Annotated in this window: 17 protein-coding genes; 7 read left to right on the top strand and 10 right to left on the bottom strand. The window is 53.6% G+C overall.

From position 1 onward, the window contains the following. Positions 1-78: 78 nt before the first annotated feature. From ppdD to hofC, 3 genes are read left to right on the top strand one after another with little or no spacing between them, the layout of a single operon-like run. On the top strand, positions 79-522 hold the full coding sequence (gene ppdD / locus P6287_RS03630; RefSeq protein WP_101762101.1) for a prepilin peptidase-dependent pilin: 444 nt from the start codon (positions 79-81) through the stop codon (positions 520-522). Continuing rightward, entirely contained in the window at positions 522-1,910 is a 1,389-nt protein-coding gene (gene gspE, locus P6287_RS03625; protein WP_277974524.1) for a type II secretion system protein GspE, read from the top strand. Before ppdD ends, gspE begins: the two co-directional genes overlap by 1 nt. Further along, complete coding sequence (hofC, locus tag P6287_RS03620) at positions 1,903-3,102, top strand: protein transport protein HofC (RefSeq protein WP_277974523.1); 1,200 nt, start codon at positions 1,903-1,905, stop codon at positions 3,100-3,102. Before gspE ends, hofC begins: the two co-directional genes overlap by 8 nt. A gap of 33 nt (positions 3,103-3,135) precedes the next feature. Here the strand turns inward: hofC and P6287_RS03615 are convergent, their stop codons facing one another. Next, positions 3,136-4,176: a GMP reductase gene (locus P6287_RS03615; RefSeq protein ID WP_110867529.1), complete on the bottom strand. Its 1,041-nt coding sequence runs from the start codon at positions 4,174-4,176 to the stop codon at positions 3,136-3,138. A gap of 218 nt (positions 4,177-4,394) precedes the next feature. On the opposite strand from P6287_RS03615, the gene coaE reads away from it, so the two are divergent. From coaE to yacG, 3 genes are read left to right on the top strand one after another with little or no spacing between them, the layout of a single operon-like run. Continuing rightward, positions 4,395-5,003 (top strand): dephospho-CoA kinase, encoded by a 609-nt coding sequence (gene coaE / locus P6287_RS03610; RefSeq protein WP_101762105.1) that lies wholly within the window; start codon positions 4,395-4,397, stop codon positions 5,001-5,003. Between the two features lie 4 nt (positions 5,004-5,007). Further along, the gene (gene zapD, locus P6287_RS03605; RefSeq protein WP_101762106.1) at positions 5,008-5,751 is read left to right on the top strand and encodes a cell division protein ZapD; all 744 of its coding nucleotides are present in this window, start codon (positions 5,008-5,010) and stop codon (positions 5,749-5,751) included. 8 nt (positions 5,752-5,759) lie between these two features. Next, positions 5,760-5,957 (top strand): DNA gyrase inhibitor YacG, encoded by a 198-nt coding sequence (gene yacG / locus P6287_RS03600; RefSeq protein ID WP_277974522.1) that lies wholly within the window; start codon positions 5,760-5,762, stop codon positions 5,955-5,957. A 27-nt stretch (positions 5,958-5,984) separates the two neighbouring features. Here yacG and mutT read toward each other — a convergent pair whose 3' ends face one another. Further along, the gene (gene mutT / locus P6287_RS03595; protein WP_101762107.1) at positions 5,985-6,380 is read right to left on the bottom strand and encodes an 8-oxo-dGTP diphosphatase MutT; all 396 of its coding nucleotides are present in this window, start codon (positions 6,378-6,380) and stop codon (positions 5,985-5,987) included. A gap of 188 nt (positions 6,381-6,568) precedes the next feature. Between mutT and P6287_RS03590 the strand changes: the two genes are divergently transcribed. Then, positions 6,569-6,955 carry a response regulator gene (locus P6287_RS03590; protein WP_101762108.1) on the top strand — a complete coding sequence of 129 codons (387 nt, stop codon included), beginning with the start codon at positions 6,569-6,571 and terminating at the stop codon, positions 6,953-6,955. 42 nt (positions 6,956-6,997) lie between these two features. Here the strand turns inward: P6287_RS03590 and secA are convergent, their stop codons facing one another. From secA to murC, 8 genes are all read right to left on the bottom strand, one after another. Continuing rightward, the gene (gene secA, locus P6287_RS03585) at positions 6,998-9,703 is read right to left on the bottom strand and encodes a preprotein translocase subunit SecA (protein ID WP_101762109.1); all 2,706 of its coding nucleotides are present in this window, start codon (positions 9,701-9,703) and stop codon (positions 6,998-7,000) included. 76 nt (positions 9,704-9,779) lie between these two features. Further along, positions 9,780-10,280 carry a secA translation cis-regulator SecM gene (gene secM / locus P6287_RS03580; RefSeq protein ID WP_338064763.1) on the bottom strand — a complete coding sequence of 167 codons (501 nt, stop codon included), beginning with the start codon at positions 10,278-10,280 and terminating at the stop codon, positions 9,780-9,782. A gap of 274 nt (positions 10,281-10,554) precedes the next feature. Beyond that, a complete protein-coding gene (lpxC, locus tag P6287_RS03575) occupies positions 10,555-11,472 on the bottom strand; it encodes a UDP-3-O-acyl-N-acetylglucosamine deacetylase (RefSeq protein ID WP_277974521.1) in 918 nt (305 codons plus the stop codon). A gap of 101 nt (positions 11,473-11,573) precedes the next feature. Beyond that, positions 11,574-12,728, bottom strand: coding sequence for a cell division protein FtsZ (gene ftsZ, locus P6287_RS03570; protein ID WP_008108602.1), 1,155 nt, complete (start codon positions 12,726-12,728; stop codon positions 11,574-11,576). A gap of 71 nt (positions 12,729-12,799) precedes the next feature. After that, a complete protein-coding gene (gene ftsA, locus P6287_RS03565) occupies positions 12,800-14,056 on the bottom strand; it encodes a cell division protein FtsA (protein ID WP_007888634.1) in 1,257 nt (418 codons plus the stop codon). Continuing rightward, the gene (gene ftsQ / locus P6287_RS03560; protein ID WP_277974520.1) at positions 14,053-14,892 is read right to left on the bottom strand and encodes a cell division protein FtsQ; all 840 of its coding nucleotides are present in this window, start codon (positions 14,890-14,892) and stop codon (positions 14,053-14,055) included. The genes ftsA and ftsQ overlap by 4 nt, the downstream gene beginning before the upstream one ends. Before the next feature lies 1 nt (position 14,893). Beyond that, the gene (locus P6287_RS03555; RefSeq protein WP_277974519.1) at positions 14,894-15,814 is read right to left on the bottom strand and encodes a D-alanine--D-alanine ligase; all 921 of its coding nucleotides are present in this window, start codon (positions 15,812-15,814) and stop codon (positions 14,894-14,896) included. Next, positions 15,807-17,282, bottom strand: coding sequence for a UDP-N-acetylmuramate--L-alanine ligase (gene murC / locus P6287_RS03550; RefSeq protein ID WP_101762113.1), 1,476 nt, complete (start codon positions 17,280-17,282; stop codon positions 15,807-15,809). The genes P6287_RS03555 and murC overlap by 8 nt, the downstream gene beginning before the upstream one ends. Positions 17,283-17,286: the final 4 nt, after the last annotated feature.

Raw genomic sequence — 17,286 nt, 5'->3', positions numbered from 1 at the left:
TCCAGCCTCGCGCAGCCATGACTTCCGCTTTCCCTCGCCCTTTTCTACCGTAGCGGCTCCACAACAAGGAGCCTCACTATGGACAGACAACGCGGTTTTACCCTTATCGAATTAATGATTGTGATTGGCATCGTCGCCATTCTCAGCGCCATCGGTTTACCGGCTTATCAAAACTACCTGCAACGCGCAGCGCTCACCGACATGCTGCAAACCATGGTGCCGTACAAAACAGCAGTAGAACTCTGTGCCATTGAGCGCGGCGGACCGGCGCAGTGTCAGGCAGGAGAACGCGGCATTCCGGTGGCCAAAGGTTCGCGCTATGTGGCAACGCTGAGCGTGGTCAACGGAACCATCAACCTGACCGGCCAGGAAAGTCTCAGCGGATTAACGGTTGAAATGCTGCCGATTTGGAGCGCAACGGATGGCACGTTGAGCTGGCAACGCACTTGTACCAGCGATAACAGCAGCCTGCGCGATAGCTGCCTCGAGCAGTTTCGCTTTGCCGACAAGGATGCCAACTGATGGACAAACCTAATAGTGCGCTGCACACGTTGTGCGCCCGTTATCAGGCGGTGATTCTGCACCATGACGCCACGCTACTGCGCGTAGCGGTAGCCGACACACCCGATCCGCTGCTGCTGGAAGCGCTACAGTTCGCCAGCCAGTGCAAGGTGGAGGTCGAGTGCTGGCCTGCGGCACGGCTTGAGCAGTTGCTGCACGAGCCGGATGCCGCTGCAGCACCACGTGAACAGGCCAGCGCTGAGTCAGCGATTAACGCGGTCGATCAGATTTTGCGCCAGGCCATTCAGCGGCGCGCCTCAGATGTGCATTTTGAACCGCAGCGCCATGGACTGCGGGTGCGTCTGCGCATCGATGGCGTGTTGCACAAACTACCTCAGCCTTCTGAAGCACAACCCGCTGCGATTCTGGCGCGCCTGAAAATTCTCGGAGGATTGGATATCGCCGAACGGCGTCTGCCGCAGGACGGACAGTTTACGCTGGAAATAGAGGACAAACTGGCGGCGTTTCGTCTCTCAACGCTACCGGTAAGCCAGGGCGAAAAAGCCGTGGTGCGGCTACTACAAAGTGAAAACAGCGCCATCACCCTCGATAAACTCGGCATGCCCGCAGCACAGCTGCGTTTACTGAAAAACGCGCTGGCGAAACCGCAGGGTTTAATTCTGGTCACCGGACCGACCGGCAGCGGTAAAACCTTCACGCTCTATAGCGGGTTAAGCGCGCTTAATGTGCCAGAGAAGAACGTTTGTAGCGTGGAAGATCCGGTTGAGATTCCGCTGGTTGGTATTAATCAAACGCAGATCCAGCCGCGTAGAGGGCTCGATTTCAATCGTGTGCTGCGCGCACTACTGCGCCAGGATCCCGATGTGATTATGGTGGGGGAAATCCGTGATGCCGAAACGGCCAGCATCGCCGTTAAAGCAGCACAGACCGGCCATCTGGTGCTTTCCACACTGCATACTAACTCGACTGCTGAAACCCTGACGCGCCTGCGCCAGATGGATATTCCCGGTTATCTGCTGGGCCCCGCTTTGCAGTTGGTGGTGGCGCAGCGTCTGGTCAGACGCTTGTGCGTGCATTGCCGTCAGCCGGGACAAGCTATTGCCCATCTGCCGGGCGAACTCTGGCCGGGCACGCTGCAAACCTGGCGAGCGCCGGGCTGTGATCACTGCTTCTCCGGCTATTACGGGCGGCTGGCGCTGTTTGAAGTCTTGCCGCTAACCAGCAAATTGCAGAATGCTATCTCGGCAGATATGCCGCTGGAACATCTGTTAATGCTGGCAAATGAACAGGGAATGAAAACATTGCTAGCTGCGGGGCTGGAAGCAGTAAGTCGCGGCGATACTTCTTTCGAAGAGATGCAGCGCGTGGTGGGACTGGGCGATGGCTAATCTCTATCATTTCCGCTGGCAGGCTCTTGATACCATGGGCGTGCTGCAGGAGGGCGAATCACTTAATGCCAGCCAGGATGCGTTGCTCAATCAACTCTCCGATCGCGGCATGCTGCCAGTAAACTGGCAGCGTGGAAAATGCTGGCGTTCGCGCGACTGGAAGTGGCAGCAAAAAATCGATTTGGTGCGGCAACTGGCGACGCTGCTGAAGGCCGGCTTACCTCTGGCGGAAAGTCTGATTCTGCTGGCAGAAGGCCATCCTCATGCCGGTTGGAGGGTATTACTGAAAGGATTGCAGCGCCGCGTCATCGCCGGTGAGCCCTTCTCGCAAGCCTTGCAGGAGTGGCCGCAAATCTTTCCCCCGCTGTTTCCCGCTTTGATGCAAGTGGGTGAATTAACCGGCCAACTAGACGAGTGCTGTCGCCAACTGGCGCAGCAGCAAAGCAAGCAGCAATACTTACGGCAAAAAGTGGTGAAGGCGCTGCGCTATCCCCTGTTTATCTTGCTGGTAGCGCTCGCGGTCAGTGCTGGCATGCTGCTGTTTGTTTTGCCAGAATTTGTCTCTGTCTATGCCAGTTTTGATGCGCCGCTGCCCGCTTTTACTGCTGCAGTGATGTCGCTGTCAGAACTGCTGCAGAAGGCCGCGCTGCCGCTGTCGCTGGTAGGTGCCGTATTACTGATGATTGTGCAGCAGACTTATCGACGTTCGGTACCGTGGCAAAAGCGCGTACATCAATGGTTACTGCGCATGCCACTGTTATCTTCGCTGTGGCGCGGCGGGCAGCTCAGCCAGATATACGCCATCCTGCAACTTACACAACAATCCGGTTTGACCTTGTTGCAAAGCCTGCAGGCGGTTGAAGTGACCTTGGTATCGCGATTGTGGCGCGATGCCATCGTTCAGTTGCAGCAACACATTGCTGCGGGTGCGCCGCTGCATCAGGCGCTGCAACAGCATCTGCTGTTTACACCTCTTTGTGCCCAACTCATCCGAGTGGGTGAAGAAGCGGGTGCATTAGATGTGATGCTGGCACGGCTGGCGGAGTGGCATGAGGCGCAAACATTAGCGCGCGCTGATGCTCTGGCGGCATCGCTGGAACCGATGATGATGGTGGTAATCGGCGGGATAGTTGGCACTTTAGTGATTGCAATGTATCTGCCGGTATTTGGTCTTGGTGATGCCATTCGATGACGGGCACGCTCGATGCGCGCCCGTTGGCAGAGATCAGCGAGTGAACACGCGGTTCTCTTGTTCAGCGACGCGGATAAAGGTAGTGCGTTTCGTCAGCTCTTTCAATCGTTCAGCACCGACGTAGGTACAGGCCGAACGTAAACCGCCGAGGATATCTTTAACCGTCTCCTCAACCGGGCCGCGCACCGGCAACCGCACGGTTTTGCCTTCCGCCGCACGGTATTGCGCAACACCGCCAACGTGGCGTTTCATCGCCGATTCGGAGCTCATGCCGTAGAACAGCATAAATTTCTCACCCTGTTCTTCGACGATGGTTCCTTCACACTCGTCATGTGCCGCAAGCATGCCGCCGAGCATGGTGAAATCTGCACCGCCCCCGAAAGCTTTGGCAATGTCACCTGGAACCGAGCAGCCGCCGTCGCTGACGATCTGTCCGCCTAAACCGTGTGCCGCATCTGCGCACTCGATAACGGCAGAAAGCTGAGGATAACCAACGCCGGTCTTCACGCGTGTAGTGCACACTGAGCCGGGGCCAATACCCACTTTGACGATATCTGCGCCAGACAAAATCAGCTCTTCCACCATTTCACCGGTAACCACGTTGCCTGCGCAGATGGTTTTACCTGGGAAGCTTTCACGCACGCGCAGCAGGAACTGAACGAAGTGCTCAGAGTAGCCGTTAGCAACGTCGATGCAGATAAAGTTGAGCTGCGATGATAACGCCAGAATGGCGGATAACTTCGTGAAATCTGATTCTGATGTACCAGATGAGACCATCACATGACTCAGCACCGCCGCTGGCACGCGTTGTACAAATGCCTGCCACTCTTGCACGCTGTAATGTTTATGCACTGCGGTCAGTACGTTAAAACTCGCCAGGGCTTCAGCCATCGTGAAAGTACCGACGGTATCCATGTTGGCGGCAATAATCGGTATGCCACTCCAGTTCAAGCCTGAGTGTTTAAAGGTGAAGGTGCGTTCCAGCTCAACCTCGGAACGGCTTTTCAAAGTGGAACGTTTTGGGCGGATCAAAACATCTTTAAAGCCCAGTTTTAGATCTTCTTCAATGCGCATAGCTGATTATCCTGGTTAGTGACGACGAACCGCGGTTCGGGTAGCGCTCACGGCTCCAGTGTCGTTATCATACGCGCCATTCGTTCCGCGACAAGACTGCGAATTTCACTTTATTTAGGCTACAATCCCTTAAATTTAGCTGAGAAAATTGATTGTGATCATGCTCTCATCTTGCTGTGGTTAATCGCCGCTCACGATATAAATTTTGCGAGAACGCTATGCCTTATACCGTTGCGCTCACCGGCGGCATTGGCAGTGGTAAAACCACTATTGCCAACGCTTTCGCAGCGCTAGGCGTTGATATTATTGACGCTGATGTCATTGCCAGAGAAGTTGTTGAGCCCGGAACGCCTGCCCTAAAGGCGATTGCTCAGCGTCATGGAGATACCATTTTGACGGCAGAAGGCACGCTCTATCGTGCGCGGCTTCGTGAAATTATTTTCCAACAGCCACAAGAGAAAAACTGGCTCAATCAGCTGCTTCATCCACTCATCAACGCCCGCACGCAACAATTAAAATTATTGGCCACCTCACCTTATGTGCTTTGGGTGGTGCCGCTGTTGGTCGAAAACGGCTTACAGCATCAGGCCGATCGCGTGTTGGTCGTGGATGTGGATACCGCCACGCAGTTGCAACGCACCCAACAGCGAGATGGTATTTCGCTAAGTCAGGCGAAAAATATTCTTGCCGCACAGGCTAGTCGCGAACAGCGTCGGGCCTGTGCGGATGACATCATTGATAACAGTGGTACGCCTGAACAGGTGCTACCGCGCGTTGCTGAGCTTCACCAGCGCTATCTACGCCTGGCAGCAACCGGAAAGGATTAACATCATGAGCACAATTGTTCTGTTTGAACACCCATTGAATGAGAAGATGCGCACCTGGCTGCGCGTCGAATATCTGATTGATCAGCTGCATGAAACGGTGCCGGTTAACGGTTCGGTATCAGCACTCGGCGTTTTCCGTATTCTTAGCGATTTACTGGATATTTTTGAGCGCGGAGATATGCGCACTGAATTGTTAAAAGAACTGGAGCGCCAGCAACAAAAATTACGCGCCTGGCTGGATGTGCCAGGCATTGATGAACTGCGCGTGAATGATCTGCGTCAGCAGCTGAAGCAATGCTCAAGCGAACTCATGGCGGCACCGCGCATGGGCCAACAGTTACGTGAAGATCGCCTGGTTGCTCTGGTACGTCAGCGTTTGAGCATTCCCGGCGGCTGCTGCAGTTTCGATCTACCCAGCCTGCACATCTGGCTGCATCAGGAGCAAGCGGTGCGAGATGTTCAGGTGAATGGCTGGCTGGCATCACTGAATCCGCTGCGTAATAGTTTGACGATGATCCTCGATTTGGTGCGTCAGTCTGGCATATTTCGTCATCAAACCAGCCTCAACGGTTTTTATCAGGATAACGCCGAAGGATCCGATTTACTGCGCCTGCAATTAACTCTGGAAGACGCGCTGTACCCACAAGTCTCGGGTCACAAAAGCCGTTATGCGATTCGTTTCCTGCCATTAGACAGCGAACGTGGAGAAGTACCAGCCCGACTGAATTTTGAATTAGCTTGTTGTTAGAGGAAGTTATGCCGGAAGAGATAATTACCGTACCTTGCCCCAATTGTCGTCGCGATGTGATTTGGGATGAGTTGAGCCCGTGGCGGCCATTCTGCAGCAAACGTTGCCAGCTGATTGATTTAGGTGAATGGGCAGCAGAAGAGAAACGTATTCCCAACAGCGGTGACCAGATGGACAGCGATGACTGGAGCGAAGAACAGCAGTAAAAAGTAAGGGGCTTAGCGCCCCTTCACTTAAATCTCGCCAGCCACTAATCGGCTGATCAATTCATGGTTCGCAGGCGGAAATTCATCCGCGACCAAATCCTGCTGTTCGACCCAACGCTGTGGCTGACCTTCACGACCATAAGGTTCGCCGTTCCAGCCTTCAACCAGGAAGAAATGCAGCGTAACGCGCAGATCTTCATAACTGTGATCGGCCTGACCAATCGCGCTTGCCGACGTGACTTCAATACCGGTTTCTTCCATCAGCTCACGCTTGAGCGCCTGCTCGGCAGATTCATCTTGTTCAATTTTTCCGCCGGGAAACTCCCACTTATTCGCCATATAGGAGCTTGCCGCACGCTGGGCAAGGAAGATTTGACGTTCTGTATTGCGAATGATGCCCACCGCAACCTGCAGGTGTTTCATAAGCTGGATTCCGCTTTTTTAATAAAATGAGCGCTGAGTGTAAATCAGACATCGAGTGATGTTAACCGTTGAGCGGAAAGTGACGTCCCACGCCCTACAAAAGCCAGTGATTAAGACATGTCGTAAGGATCGCAACCGGGAATGTTGGGAATACTCGCAGCACTTTCTTCTGTTAAACCCGACTACCTATGGAATTCAAAGAAACAACGTTTCTGGCGCAAACTACGCCGGAACAATTACATGCCCTACGCCATCTGGTATTTCATGACATCCTGACGTTAGACAGCGCAAAGAACACCTTAACATGGTGGCCTGAACACAAAGTTATTTCGTTGAATGAAGCGCAAAAACGATTCTTCTCCTGTCTGTTGCTGCGGATTACCTCGAAGCGTCAGATTATTGCCACCGTTTGGAATGAGAGCTATCCGAGCATCAGCGATAACAATTACCATCAGCTACTGTTCCAAAGCCGGGCGCTGTTGAAGCGAGCTGGCTTACCGGATGGTTTGCTGGTCACGCTGCCGTATCATGGCGTGCGCCTAAACGAAGAGAAACTCATGGCGATAACACGCTAAATCGTCAGCAAAAAAAAAGGAGCCCGAAGGCTCCTTTTTTTATCAGGCCAGACGGCCGTGACACTGCTTGTATTTTTTGCCGGAACCACATGGGCAGAGATCATTACGGCCCACTTTACGCTCCCCGCCTTGTGCGGCTAACGCTTCGGCTGCTGCGGTGGCATCATCAACATGGCTCAGCTGCTGCTGTTGCGCTAAACGCTCAGCTTCTTCACGACGCTGCTGCTCCATCGCTTCCACTTCTTCTGGCATGCGCACCTGAACTTTGCTCAGGGTGCTAATCACTTCGTACTTCAGTGATTCAAGCATCGCCGCAAACATAGAGAAGGATTCACGCTTGTATTCCTGCTTCGGATCTTTCTGGGCATAACCGCGCAGGTGGATGCCCTGACGCAGGTAATCCATCGCTGCCAGATGCTCTTTCCACAACGAATCCAGCGTTTGCAGCATCACGCCTTTCTCAAAGTTGCGCATCATCTCTTCGCCAACCACTTCTTCTTTGGCAGCATAGCTTTCCGCGGCGTGGGTCATGATACGTTCGCGCAGCGTCTCTTCGTGAAGATCGGGCTCTTTATCCAACCACTCAGCAATAGGCAAGTTGAGATCGAAGTCGTTACGCAGACGCTCTTCCAGGCCGGCAACATCCCACATCTCTTCCAGTGACTGCGGCGGAATGTAGGTATCAATGGTAGTTTTGTAGACATCTTCACGGATGCTATTGATGGTTTCAGACACATCAGAAACATCCAGCAGTTCGTTACGCTGGCTGTAGATGGCGCGACGCTGATCGTTGGCAACGTCATCGTATTCCAGCAGCTGTTTACGAATATCGAAGTTGCGGCTTTCCACTTTACGCTGCGCGTTGGCAATCGCTTTAGTCACCCATGGATGCTCGATTGCTTCGCCTGGCTTCATGCCCAGTTTACGCATCATGTTCGATACGCGATCTGAAGCGAAGATACGCATTAATGCATCTTCCATCGAGAGGTAGAAGCGTGAAGAACCGGCATCACCCTGACGACCCGCACGACCACGCAGCTGGTTATCGATACGGCGAGATTCGTGACGCTCAGTACCAATAATGTGCAAACCGCCTGCAGCCAGCACCGCATCGTGACGCAGTTTCCACGCTTCTTTCATCGCCTGAATCTGCTCTTCGGTTGGCTCGTCCATTGCGGCGAGTTCAGCCTGCCAGCTCCCGCCCAGCACGATATCGGTACCACGACCGGCCATGTTGGTTGCGATAGTAACCGCTGCAGGTTGACCCGCCTGAGCAACGATATCCGCTTCGCTGGCATGGAATTTGGCATTCAGTACGCTGTGTTTAATGCCCGCGCGCGTCAGTTCATTGGAAACGACTTCAGATTTCTCAATCGAAATTGTACCCACTAACACCGGCTGCCCTTTAGCAGTGCAGGCACGGATGTCTTCGATAATGGCGTCAATCTTCTCTTTCTCGGTCATGTAGACCAGATCGGCCATATCTTTACGCACCATCGGACGGTTGGTTGGCACCACGATAGTATCGAGCTTGTAGATGGAGCTGAATTCGAATGCTTCGGTATCTGCGGTACCGGTCATACCGGCCAGTTTCTCGTAGATACGGAAGTAGTTCTGGAAGGTAATGGAAGCCAGCGTCTGGTTTTCATTCTGGATTTCCACGCCTTCTTTCGCTTCAACCGCCTGATGCAGACCATCTGACCAGCGGCGACCTTGCATGGTACGGCCGGTGTGTTCATCAACGATGACCACTTCGCCATCTTTAACGATGTAATCAACATCGCGGGTGAAGAGTGCATGAGCACGCAGCGCCGCAGTAACGTGGTGCATCAGCATGATGTTGGTCGGTGAGTAGAGTGACTCGCCTTCTACCATGATGTTTTGACTAACCAGCAGCTCTTCAACTTTTACCAGGCCGCGCTCGCTCATATGTGCCTGGCGCGCTTTTTCATCGACCCAGAAATCGCCTTCGCCCTGGAAGGTTTCAGAGTCTTCTTTTTCCTGACGCACCAGATGCGGGATGATCTTGTTAACTTTGGTATACAGCTCAGAGCTGTCTTCCGCCGGACCAGAGATGATCAGTGGCGTACGAGCTTCATCGATCAGGATTGAGTCGACTTCATCCACCAATGCGTAATGCAGCTTACGCTGCACGCGCTCTTCCGGGCTGAACGCCATGTTGTCGCGCAGGTAGTCGAAGCCGTATTCGTTGTTGGTGCCGTAGGTGATGTCAGCGGCATAAGCTGCACGCTTCGCCACGGCTGGCATGTTTGGCAGGTTAATGCCGATGGTCAGGCCAAGGAATTCAAACAGTGCACGGTTATTTTCGGCGTCACGCTGCGCCAGATAGTCATTGACGGTAACAACGTGCACGCCTTTGCCGCTCAGCGCGTTCAGGTAAGCGGGCAGGGTCGCGGTCAGGGTTTTACCTTCACCGGTGCGCATCTCTGCGATGCAACGTTCGTTGAGCACCATGCCGCCAATCAGCTGCACATCAAAGTGACGCATACCGAAGACGCGCTTACTTGCTTCACGTACGGTGGCAAAGGCCTCAGGAATCAGGCTCTCAAGGCTTTCGCCTTTTTTCAGGCGCTCACGGAACAGGTCAGTTTTCGCTTTCAGTTCATCGTCAGAGAGCTTTACGAAATCCGGCTCCATCTTATTGATGACGTCGACGATTTTGCGCATACGGCGCAGAGTACGATCATTGCTGCTGCCGAATACTTTAGTTAATAATTTGATTAACATGATAAATTTTTCTCAATTCAGCCGTGATTTCACGGGCTGCAAAATCTGATTCAGGATGTGGAAAAAACGTTAGCAGTTAAGCAATGAAAGGCCCGGCGCGGATGCCATGAATAGCAGCCTGCCAATCAGCAGAGGAAAGGATTTGTGGTTCGTTGTGACGCAGGTTTTGTTGCGGCTCAACAACAGTCAGCGATTGCGCCGGAGAAGTCAGCAACGCCTGAAGCGAACCTATCAACGCCAGCTTTTGTGCCGCCAGCGGCACAGCTTGATCGGCTTCCGCCTGAGCGGGCGGCGTCATACTAAAGGAAAGGTGGCGAATAACGGTGCGAATCGCATGCTGGTGCCAGTAATCGACGTTGAAATTCGGTCGACGCGCGCTTTCCTGCAGACGAATCAGATGATCAAAGTGGACAACATTGCCGACAAACAGGCTGCTTATCGGTGAATCATTTGCTTTCGGCTCAGAACTTTGCGCACAGGCAGGCAAACCTAAACTGGCCGCCACCATCCCCAACAGGAGATGTGGCCAGAAATAGCGTCTGCCTAATTGTCGCCAGCGTGAGAAAATCCCGATCACAATCCGTCCACAATGCATTGAATAAAGTAATAAAGCGGTAGCAAAAATCTGCGTTACCCAGCTTATGTGAGCGCCAGATGATAGCACTTATGTGGGGCTTCGACACCAGTGATTAAAGGGGCTTCGGCGGAATTCACGTTTTTTTGTACAGGGTTTCGCCAGTTGCTACAGCGAATTGAGATCGGCTTGGCAGGAATAAAAATGAGGCAATAAAAAACGGCAGGTTAAACTGACCGGAGAGGGTGTCAGCGAAACCTGCCGTTTTATGTCTGACTTACGCCAGAACTAAATTTGGTGCTTTGAATGCCAGTGGCAGTTCAGCTTCATCTTCGAAGGTCGCCCATTCCCAGGCTTCCTGTTTAGCCAGAACCGCTTGTAGCAACTTGTTGTTCAACGCATGGCCCGATTTAAAGGCGGTAAACGCGCCAATAACATTATGACCGCACATGAACAGGTCGCCGATCGCATCGAGCATTTTATGACGAACAAATTCGTCTTCAAAGCGCAGACCGTCTTCGTTTAATACGCGGAAATCATCAAGGCCAATCGCACAATCTAAACTACCGCCCAGGCACAGGCCTTTAGACTGCAGATATTCGATTTCACGCATAAAGCCAAAGGTGCGCGCACGGCTGATTTGGCGAACAAAGTTCTCAGCCGAGAAGTTGAGCTGGTAACGCTGCGAGCTTGAGTCGATTGCTGGATGTTTGAAGTCGATAGTAAAGTCGAGTGAGAAACCGTTATACGGCTTGATCTCGGCCCACTTATCGCCATCTTCCACACGCACCGATTGCTTAACGCGTACGAATTTCTTCGCGCTGCTTAGCTCTTCGATGCCAGCGTCCATCAGCAAATAGACAAAAGGCGCGGCACTGCCATCCATGATCGGGATTTCCGGTGCATCAACTTCAACAATAATGTTGTCGATGCCCAAGCCCGCCAATGCGGCGTTCAGGTGTTCAACGGTTGAAATACGCACGCCTTCATCGTTCACCAGGCAAGTACTCAGCATGGTGTCGCGCACATATTTTGCATCAGCCGGGAAATCTACCGGTGGATTCAAGTCAGTGCGACGATAGATGACCCCGGTGTTAGCCGACGCAGGGCGTAACGTCAGTGTGACTTTCTTGCCGGTATGTAAACCGACACCAGTCGCCTGAACAATACGTTTTAATGTCCTTTGTTTGATCATCGCTTTATCTCGCAATATTACCTGTCCGACCGCCAGTATAAATTACCAGCGGGCGAATACTTTAGCACAAAGAGCGGAGAATCCCAATTCTCGGGATATTCTTAATCAGCCTGCTTACGCAAGAAGGCTGGAATATCAAGGTAATCGGGTTCTTTGCTGGATGCCGCCGGTTGGTCATTCACCACTTTCGCAGCCGGTTTCTGCTCCTGCGGCAGCGGCGCCATGCCGTGCTGCTGGTAGCGATGATCCATCACTGGCTGAGTGGCCGGCTTGTTGGTCACCAGCGTGATTTCCGGACGCTTATCCATGCCGATGCCGGTTGCAACTACGGTAACACGCAGTTCGTCGTTCATCTCTGGATCCAGAGAAGTACCGATAACCACGGTTGCGTTGTCAGAAGCGAAGGCGCGGATGGTGTTACCCACGGTTTCAAACTCATCAAGACGCAGGTCGAAGCCTGCAGTAATGTTGACCAGCACGCCGCGCGCGCCAGACAGATCGATGTCTTCCAACAGCGGAGAAGAGATAGCCATCTCTGCCGCTTCTTCCGCACGATCTTCACCACATGCCACGCCTGAACCCATCATGGCGTAACCCATTTCTGACATCACGGTACGCACGTCCGCAAAGTCAACGTTCATCAGGCCAGGACGGGTAATCAGTTCAGCGATACCCTGTACAGCGCCTTTCAATACGTCGTTGGCTGCGCCAAACGCATCCAACAGAGAAATACCGCGACCCAGAACTTTCAGCAGCTTGTCGTTTGGAATAGTAATCAGTGAATCGACATGCTTAGACAGTTCAGCGATACCTTGCTCAGCAAAAGCCATACGCTTTTTGCCTTCAAAGTTGAACGGCTTAGTTACCACCGCAACGGTCAGGATACCCAAATCTTTTGCCACTTCAGCCACAACTGGCGCTGCACCAGTACCGGTACCGCCGCCCATGCCAGCTGCGATGAACACCATGTCTGCACCATCCAGCGCAGCACGCAGTGCTTCGCGATCCTCTTCTGCAGAGTTGCGGCCCACTTCTGGGTTCGCACCTGCACCAAGACCTTTGGTGATATTGGTCCCGATCTGGATCGTCTGGCCGACCGCTGTCTTACGCAACGCTTGCGCGTCGGTGTTTACAGCGAAGAATTCCACACCTTCGATACGCTCGCGTACCATGTGCTCTACGGCGTTGCCACCGCCACCGCCGACGCCGATGACTTTAATCACCGCGTCATTGGTTAATTCCATAGGTTCAAACATGATTTCTCTCCGTTATGTGCCTGTCGCCTGGAGATCATAAACATTGCCAGCATGATCTCCTTTTTCAAAAATTAAAACTCTTTCTTCAGCCAGCTGTTGATTCGCTTGAACCAGTTGCCCACTGAAGCACGTTTTTCCGTTTCTGCATCACCGTTCATGTGTGACTCTTTGCCGTAATGCAGCAGGCCAACCGCCGTAGAGTAATACGGCTCCTGCGCATAGTCCGTCAGGCCGGTGATGTTAAGCGGCTGTCCGATGCGCACTTGCGTGTGGAACACGCGCTGTGCGCAGGCTGCCAAACCTTCAATCTGCGCCGCACCACCGGTCAGCACGATACCGGCCGCCAGATGATGTTTCACGCCTTGCTGGCGCAGCTGCTCCTGTAATTGCAGAATCTCGTCGTTGACCAGATTCAACAGTTCGGTGTAACGCGGCTCGATGACTTCAGCCAGCGTTTGACGCTGCAGGCTACGTGGTGGACGTCCACCTACGCTCGGCACTTCGACATTTTCGTCTTTGCCGACAATCGAGCCCAATGCACAACCGTGACGCACTTTAATCGCTTCTGCGTCGGTCGGCGGTGTACCAAAAGCGTAAGCGATATCGCTAGTTACCACGTTCCCGGCATACGGGATCACTTTAGTGTGACGCAGTGCACCGCCAGTATAGACAGCGATATCCATTGTACCGCCACCGATATCAACAACACAGACGCCCAGCTCACGTTCATCTTCCGTCAGTACGGAGAAACTGGATGCCAACCCGGCAAAAATCAGTTGGTCAACTTTCAGGCCGCAACGTTCAACGGCTTTGACAATATTTTTTGCCATATCGTTGTGGCACGTGATCAAATGTACTTTCGCCTGCATACGTACGCCAGAAAGTCCCACTGGATTCTTAATGCCTTCCTGATAATCGATGGCGTATTCCTGCGGGATAACATGCAGAATACGATGCTCATCACGTACGCGAACGGATTTCGCCGTATGCACCACGTTCTCTACATCATCCTGAGTCACTTCCTCTTCCGAAATCGGAACCATCCCGATTTCGTTCTGGCAACTGATATGTTTGCCCGATAAAGCAAGGTAGACCGAGGAAATCTGGCAGTCCGCCATCAATTCAGCCTGATCGATGGCGCGCTGTACGCATTTCACCACCGATTCCAGATCGTTTACTCCGCCTTTATCCATGCCGCGAGACGGGCAACTGCCCACCCCAATAATATTGACCATACCATCGGGCAGAATTTCCCCAACCAGGGCGGACACCTTCGCGGTGCCAATTTCGAGTCCTACTACCAGTTTTCTGTCCGTTGCCTTGATCATTGTGGTTTAGCCTGTGCCTGGTTCTGTTGCTGATTACTGTCCTGTGGCTCTATCGGTGCAGCGGCCCAACCGACTGCGGCGCCCGAATCGTAGCGCAAATCAACGTACGTGATGCGCTGGTTCTGACTCTGGCCCTGCTGCTGCAAATCCGGATAAAGCTCAATAAAACGGTTCAGACGCTTCATGGTATCGCTACGACCTAGTTCGATGCGCACATCGTCACTGGTCACTAATTGCCACGAGCGCCGCGCCGTCATCGACGCGACCTTCAGGGTAAACTTGTTAGCCTTTAATACATCACTCATGGTGTGATAGCCGGCTAACACCTCGTTTTCACTGCCTTCCGGACCGTACAACATCGGCAACGTTTCTTTGCCAACGTGACTGGCCGGAACGCTGAAGGAGACGCCAGTGGCGTCCACCATATGTGAGTCATTCCAGCGTGCAACCGGAACATACTCCACCAGATTAATCTTCAGCTCATCAGGCCACTGCTTGCGCACACTGACCTGCTTAATCCAGGGTAAACGCTCAATCTGCTGCTGGATGATATCCACGTTCTGCGACATGAAGGTTCCCGGCGCGCCAAGCGATAAAATGGCCTGACGAATATCATCATGCGTGGTGTAGTGGGTTTGCCCGGTCACCACCAGCTTTGATAACGGCAAGCGTGACGCGTCATTCATCCACTTCAGCACCACGAGGCCACCCGCCACCATAATGCCCAACACAATCAGCAGGAACACCATGCCAAACAGTCGCGCACCGTTGCTGCGCCCGGAGCGTGTCCGCTCCTGAGGTTCGCGATTGCGTACTCGTATCGCTGCCTGAGACATATCAGTCAGCCAGCTCCAGAATACGCGCCACCAGCTGCGGGAAGCTGTATCCCGCTTGCTTCGCGGCCATCGGCACTAAACTGTGGCTGGTCATGCCGGGCGAAGTATTCACTTCCAGCAGCTGGAAGTTGCCCTCACCGTCAGCCATCACGTCCACGCGACCCCAGCCGCTGCAACCCAATGCGCGCCAGGCTGACCACACCAACGTCTGCAATTCTGCTTCCTGCTCGGCGCTTAATCCGCTCGGGCAGAAGTATTCAGTATCGTCAGAAATGTATTTAGCTTCATAGTCATAGAACTCGCTGGCGGTTTTAATTCTGATAGAAGGCAGAATTTGCTCACCCACGATGCCCACGGTGTATTCCGCGCCGCTCAGAAAAGCTTCGATCAGCACGTCATCATCATGACGAAAGGCTTCTTCAAGCGCTGCGGGTAATGCATCCGCATGGTTCACGCGGCTGATACCGACGCTAGAACCTTCGCAGCTTGGCTTGACAAATAGCGGTAAACCCAGCGCCTCAATGGCTTTGGTAGTATCCGCGTTTAAACCTTGTTCATGCTGCTGACGCGTCAGCCAGACAAATTTGCCTGAAGGTAATCCCCTGCCCTGCCACAGCAATTTGCTGCGCAGCTTATCCATGGTGATGGCGGAAGCCATCACACCGCTGCCGGTATAGGGCAGTTGCAGAAACTCCAGCACCGCTTGCAGCGTGCCGTCTTCGCCACCACGACCGTGCAAAGCAATAAACGCTTTAGCGAAGCCTTGCTGTTTCAGGTCAAGCACCGACACATCACGCGTATCGACTGCATGCGCATCAATGCCCATTTCACGCAGTCCGGCCAGCACTGCCGCACCGGACATCAGCGACACATCACGCTCGGCCGAGGTGCCGCCCATCAATACTGCAATCTTCTCAGTCATGGCGCGCCTCCGACTTAACGGCAGGCTGTAATTCGTTTTCGGCCAGCTTGCGGGCAATCTTGCCGATGTTGCCTGCACCCTGCACGATCACCAGATCGTCGCCCGACAGCAACGGTGCCAGCGCATCTGGCAGCGCGTCATGCTCAGAGACCAGAATCGGATCAACTTTGCCACGGTTACGAATCGCGCGGCACAGCGAGCGGCTATCAGCGCCAGGAATCGCCGCTTCACCCGCCGGATAGACATCCAGCATCAGCAACACATCCACCTGCGACAGCACATTCGCGAAATCATCAAACAGGTCACGCGTACGCGTGTAGCGATGCGGCTGGAACACCATCACTAGCTTCTTGTCAGGCCAGCCCGCACGTGCGGCTTTGATGGTGACATCCACTTCGGTGGGATGGTGGCCGTAATCGTCGACCAACATCGCACTGCCTGGATTACCGTTGACGGCGGCGGTATCGAACTCGCCCAGCACGTCAAAGCGGCGTCCGGTGCCCTGGAAGCTCTCCAGCGCGGCCAGAATCGCGTTATCTTCAATCCCCTCTTCGCTGGCAACAGCTACCGCGGCGGCTGCGTTCAGCGCGTTATGACGGCCCGGCGCATTCAGCGTCACTTTCAGCACCGGCTTATCCTGACGAATAATGGTGAAGTGTCCTTGTGCGCCACGCTGCTCGTAATTCTCGATACGCACATCCGCGTCATCGCTGAAGCCGTAGGTGGTTACCTGGCGGCCTACGCGTGGGATCAGGTCACGAATCACTGCATCATCCACGCACATTACCGCGCGTCCATAGAATGGCAGGTTGTGCAGGAAGTTAATGAAAGTCTGCTTCAGGTTCTCGAAATCGCCCTGATAAGTGTCCATGTGATCCGCTTCAATGTTGGTGACAATTGCCACCATCGGTTGCAGATGCAGGAAGGACGCATCACTTTCATCTGCTTCAGCAATCAGATAACGGCTGCTGCCCAGGCGCGCATGCGTGCCTGCGGCTTTAACCAAGCCACCGTTAACGAAGGTGGGATCCAGCCCGCCTTCCGCGTAAATGCTGGTCACCATCGCGGTGGTGGTGGTTTTACCGTGCGTGCCCGCAACCGCAATGCCGTGACGGAAACGCATCAGTTCAGCCAACATCTCAGCGCGACGAATCACGGGAATACGCTGCTCACGAGCGGCAACCAGTTCAGGATTATCCTGCGCTACAGCCGTCGACACCACGACAACGCTGGCATCGGTGACGTTTTCCGGACGATGGTTGAAATAAATCGTCGCACCCAGCGCAGCCAGATGCTGTGTCACCGCGTTCGGCGCCAAATCAGAACCGCTGATGTGATAGCCTTCGTTCGCCAACACCTCGGCAATACCGCCCATGCCAGCACCACCGATGCCGACAAAGTGAATGTGCCGGACGCGACGCATCTCGGGCACAATAGAACGCAGTTTTGCCAATTGTTGTGTATTCATCTGT

It is taken from the genome of Pantoea sp. X85 (assembly GCF_029623675.1).
In the GTDB taxonomy this organism is placed as follows: Bacteria; Pseudomonadota; Gammaproteobacteria; order Enterobacterales; family Enterobacteriaceae; genus Pantoea; species Pantoea leporis.
The sequence above is the reverse complement of the archived record's forward strand: the minus strand, read 5'-3'. Positions and strand labels throughout refer to the sequence as shown.

Bases quoted from the DNA above. Each gene is read 5' to 3' on its own strand.
- ftsQ (WP_277974520.1), bottom strand. From the start codon at position 14,892: ATGTCTCAGGCAGCGATACGAGTACGCAATCGCGAACCTCAGGAGCGG.
- gspE (WP_277974524.1), top strand. From the start codon at position 522: ATGGACAAACCTAATAGTGCGCTGCACACGTTGTGCGCCCGTTATCAG.
- ppdD (WP_101762101.1), top strand. From the start codon at position 79: ATGGACAGACAACGCGGTTTTACCCTTATCGAATTAATGATTGTGATT.
- ftsA (WP_007888634.1), bottom strand. From the start codon at position 14,056: ATGATCAAGGCAACGGACAGAAAACTGGTAGTAGGACTCGAAATTGGC.
- secA (WP_101762109.1), bottom strand. From the start codon at position 9,703: ATGTTAATCAAATTATTAACTAAAGTATTCGGCAGCAGCAATGATCGT.
- P6287_RS03555 (WP_277974519.1), bottom strand. From the start codon at position 15,814: ATGACTGAGAAGATTGCAGTATTGATGGGCGGCACCTCGGCCGAGCGT.
- murC (WP_101762113.1), bottom strand. From the start codon at position 17,282: ATGAATACACAACAATTGGCAAAACTGCGTTCTATTGTGCCCGAGATG.
- yacG (WP_277974522.1), top strand. From the start codon at position 5,760: ATGCCGGAAGAGATAATTACCGTACCTTGCCCCAATTGTCGTCGCGAT.
- P6287_RS03590 (WP_101762108.1), top strand. From the start codon at position 6,569: ATGGAATTCAAAGAAACAACGTTTCTGGCGCAAACTACGCCGGAACAA.
- coaE (WP_101762105.1), top strand. From the start codon at position 4,395: ATGCCTTATACCGTTGCGCTCACCGGCGGCATTGGCAGTGGTAAAACC.
- zapD (WP_101762106.1), top strand. From the start codon at position 5,008: ATGAGCACAATTGTTCTGTTTGAACACCCATTGAATGAGAAGATGCGC.
- mutT (WP_101762107.1), bottom strand. From the start codon at position 6,380: ATGAAACACCTGCAGGTTGCGGTGGGCATCATTCGCAATACAGAACGT.
- hofC (WP_277974523.1), top strand. From the start codon at position 1,903: ATGGCTAATCTCTATCATTTCCGCTGGCAGGCTCTTGATACCATGGGC.
- P6287_RS03615 (WP_110867529.1), bottom strand. From the start codon at position 4,176: ATGCGCATTGAAGAAGATCTAAAACTGGGCTTTAAAGATGTTTTGATC.
- ftsZ (WP_008108602.1), bottom strand. From the start codon at position 12,728: ATGTTTGAACCTATGGAATTAACCAATGACGCGGTGATTAAAGTCATC.
- lpxC (WP_277974521.1), bottom strand. From the start codon at position 11,472: ATGATCAAACAAAGGACATTAAAACGTATTGTTCAGGCGACTGGTGTC.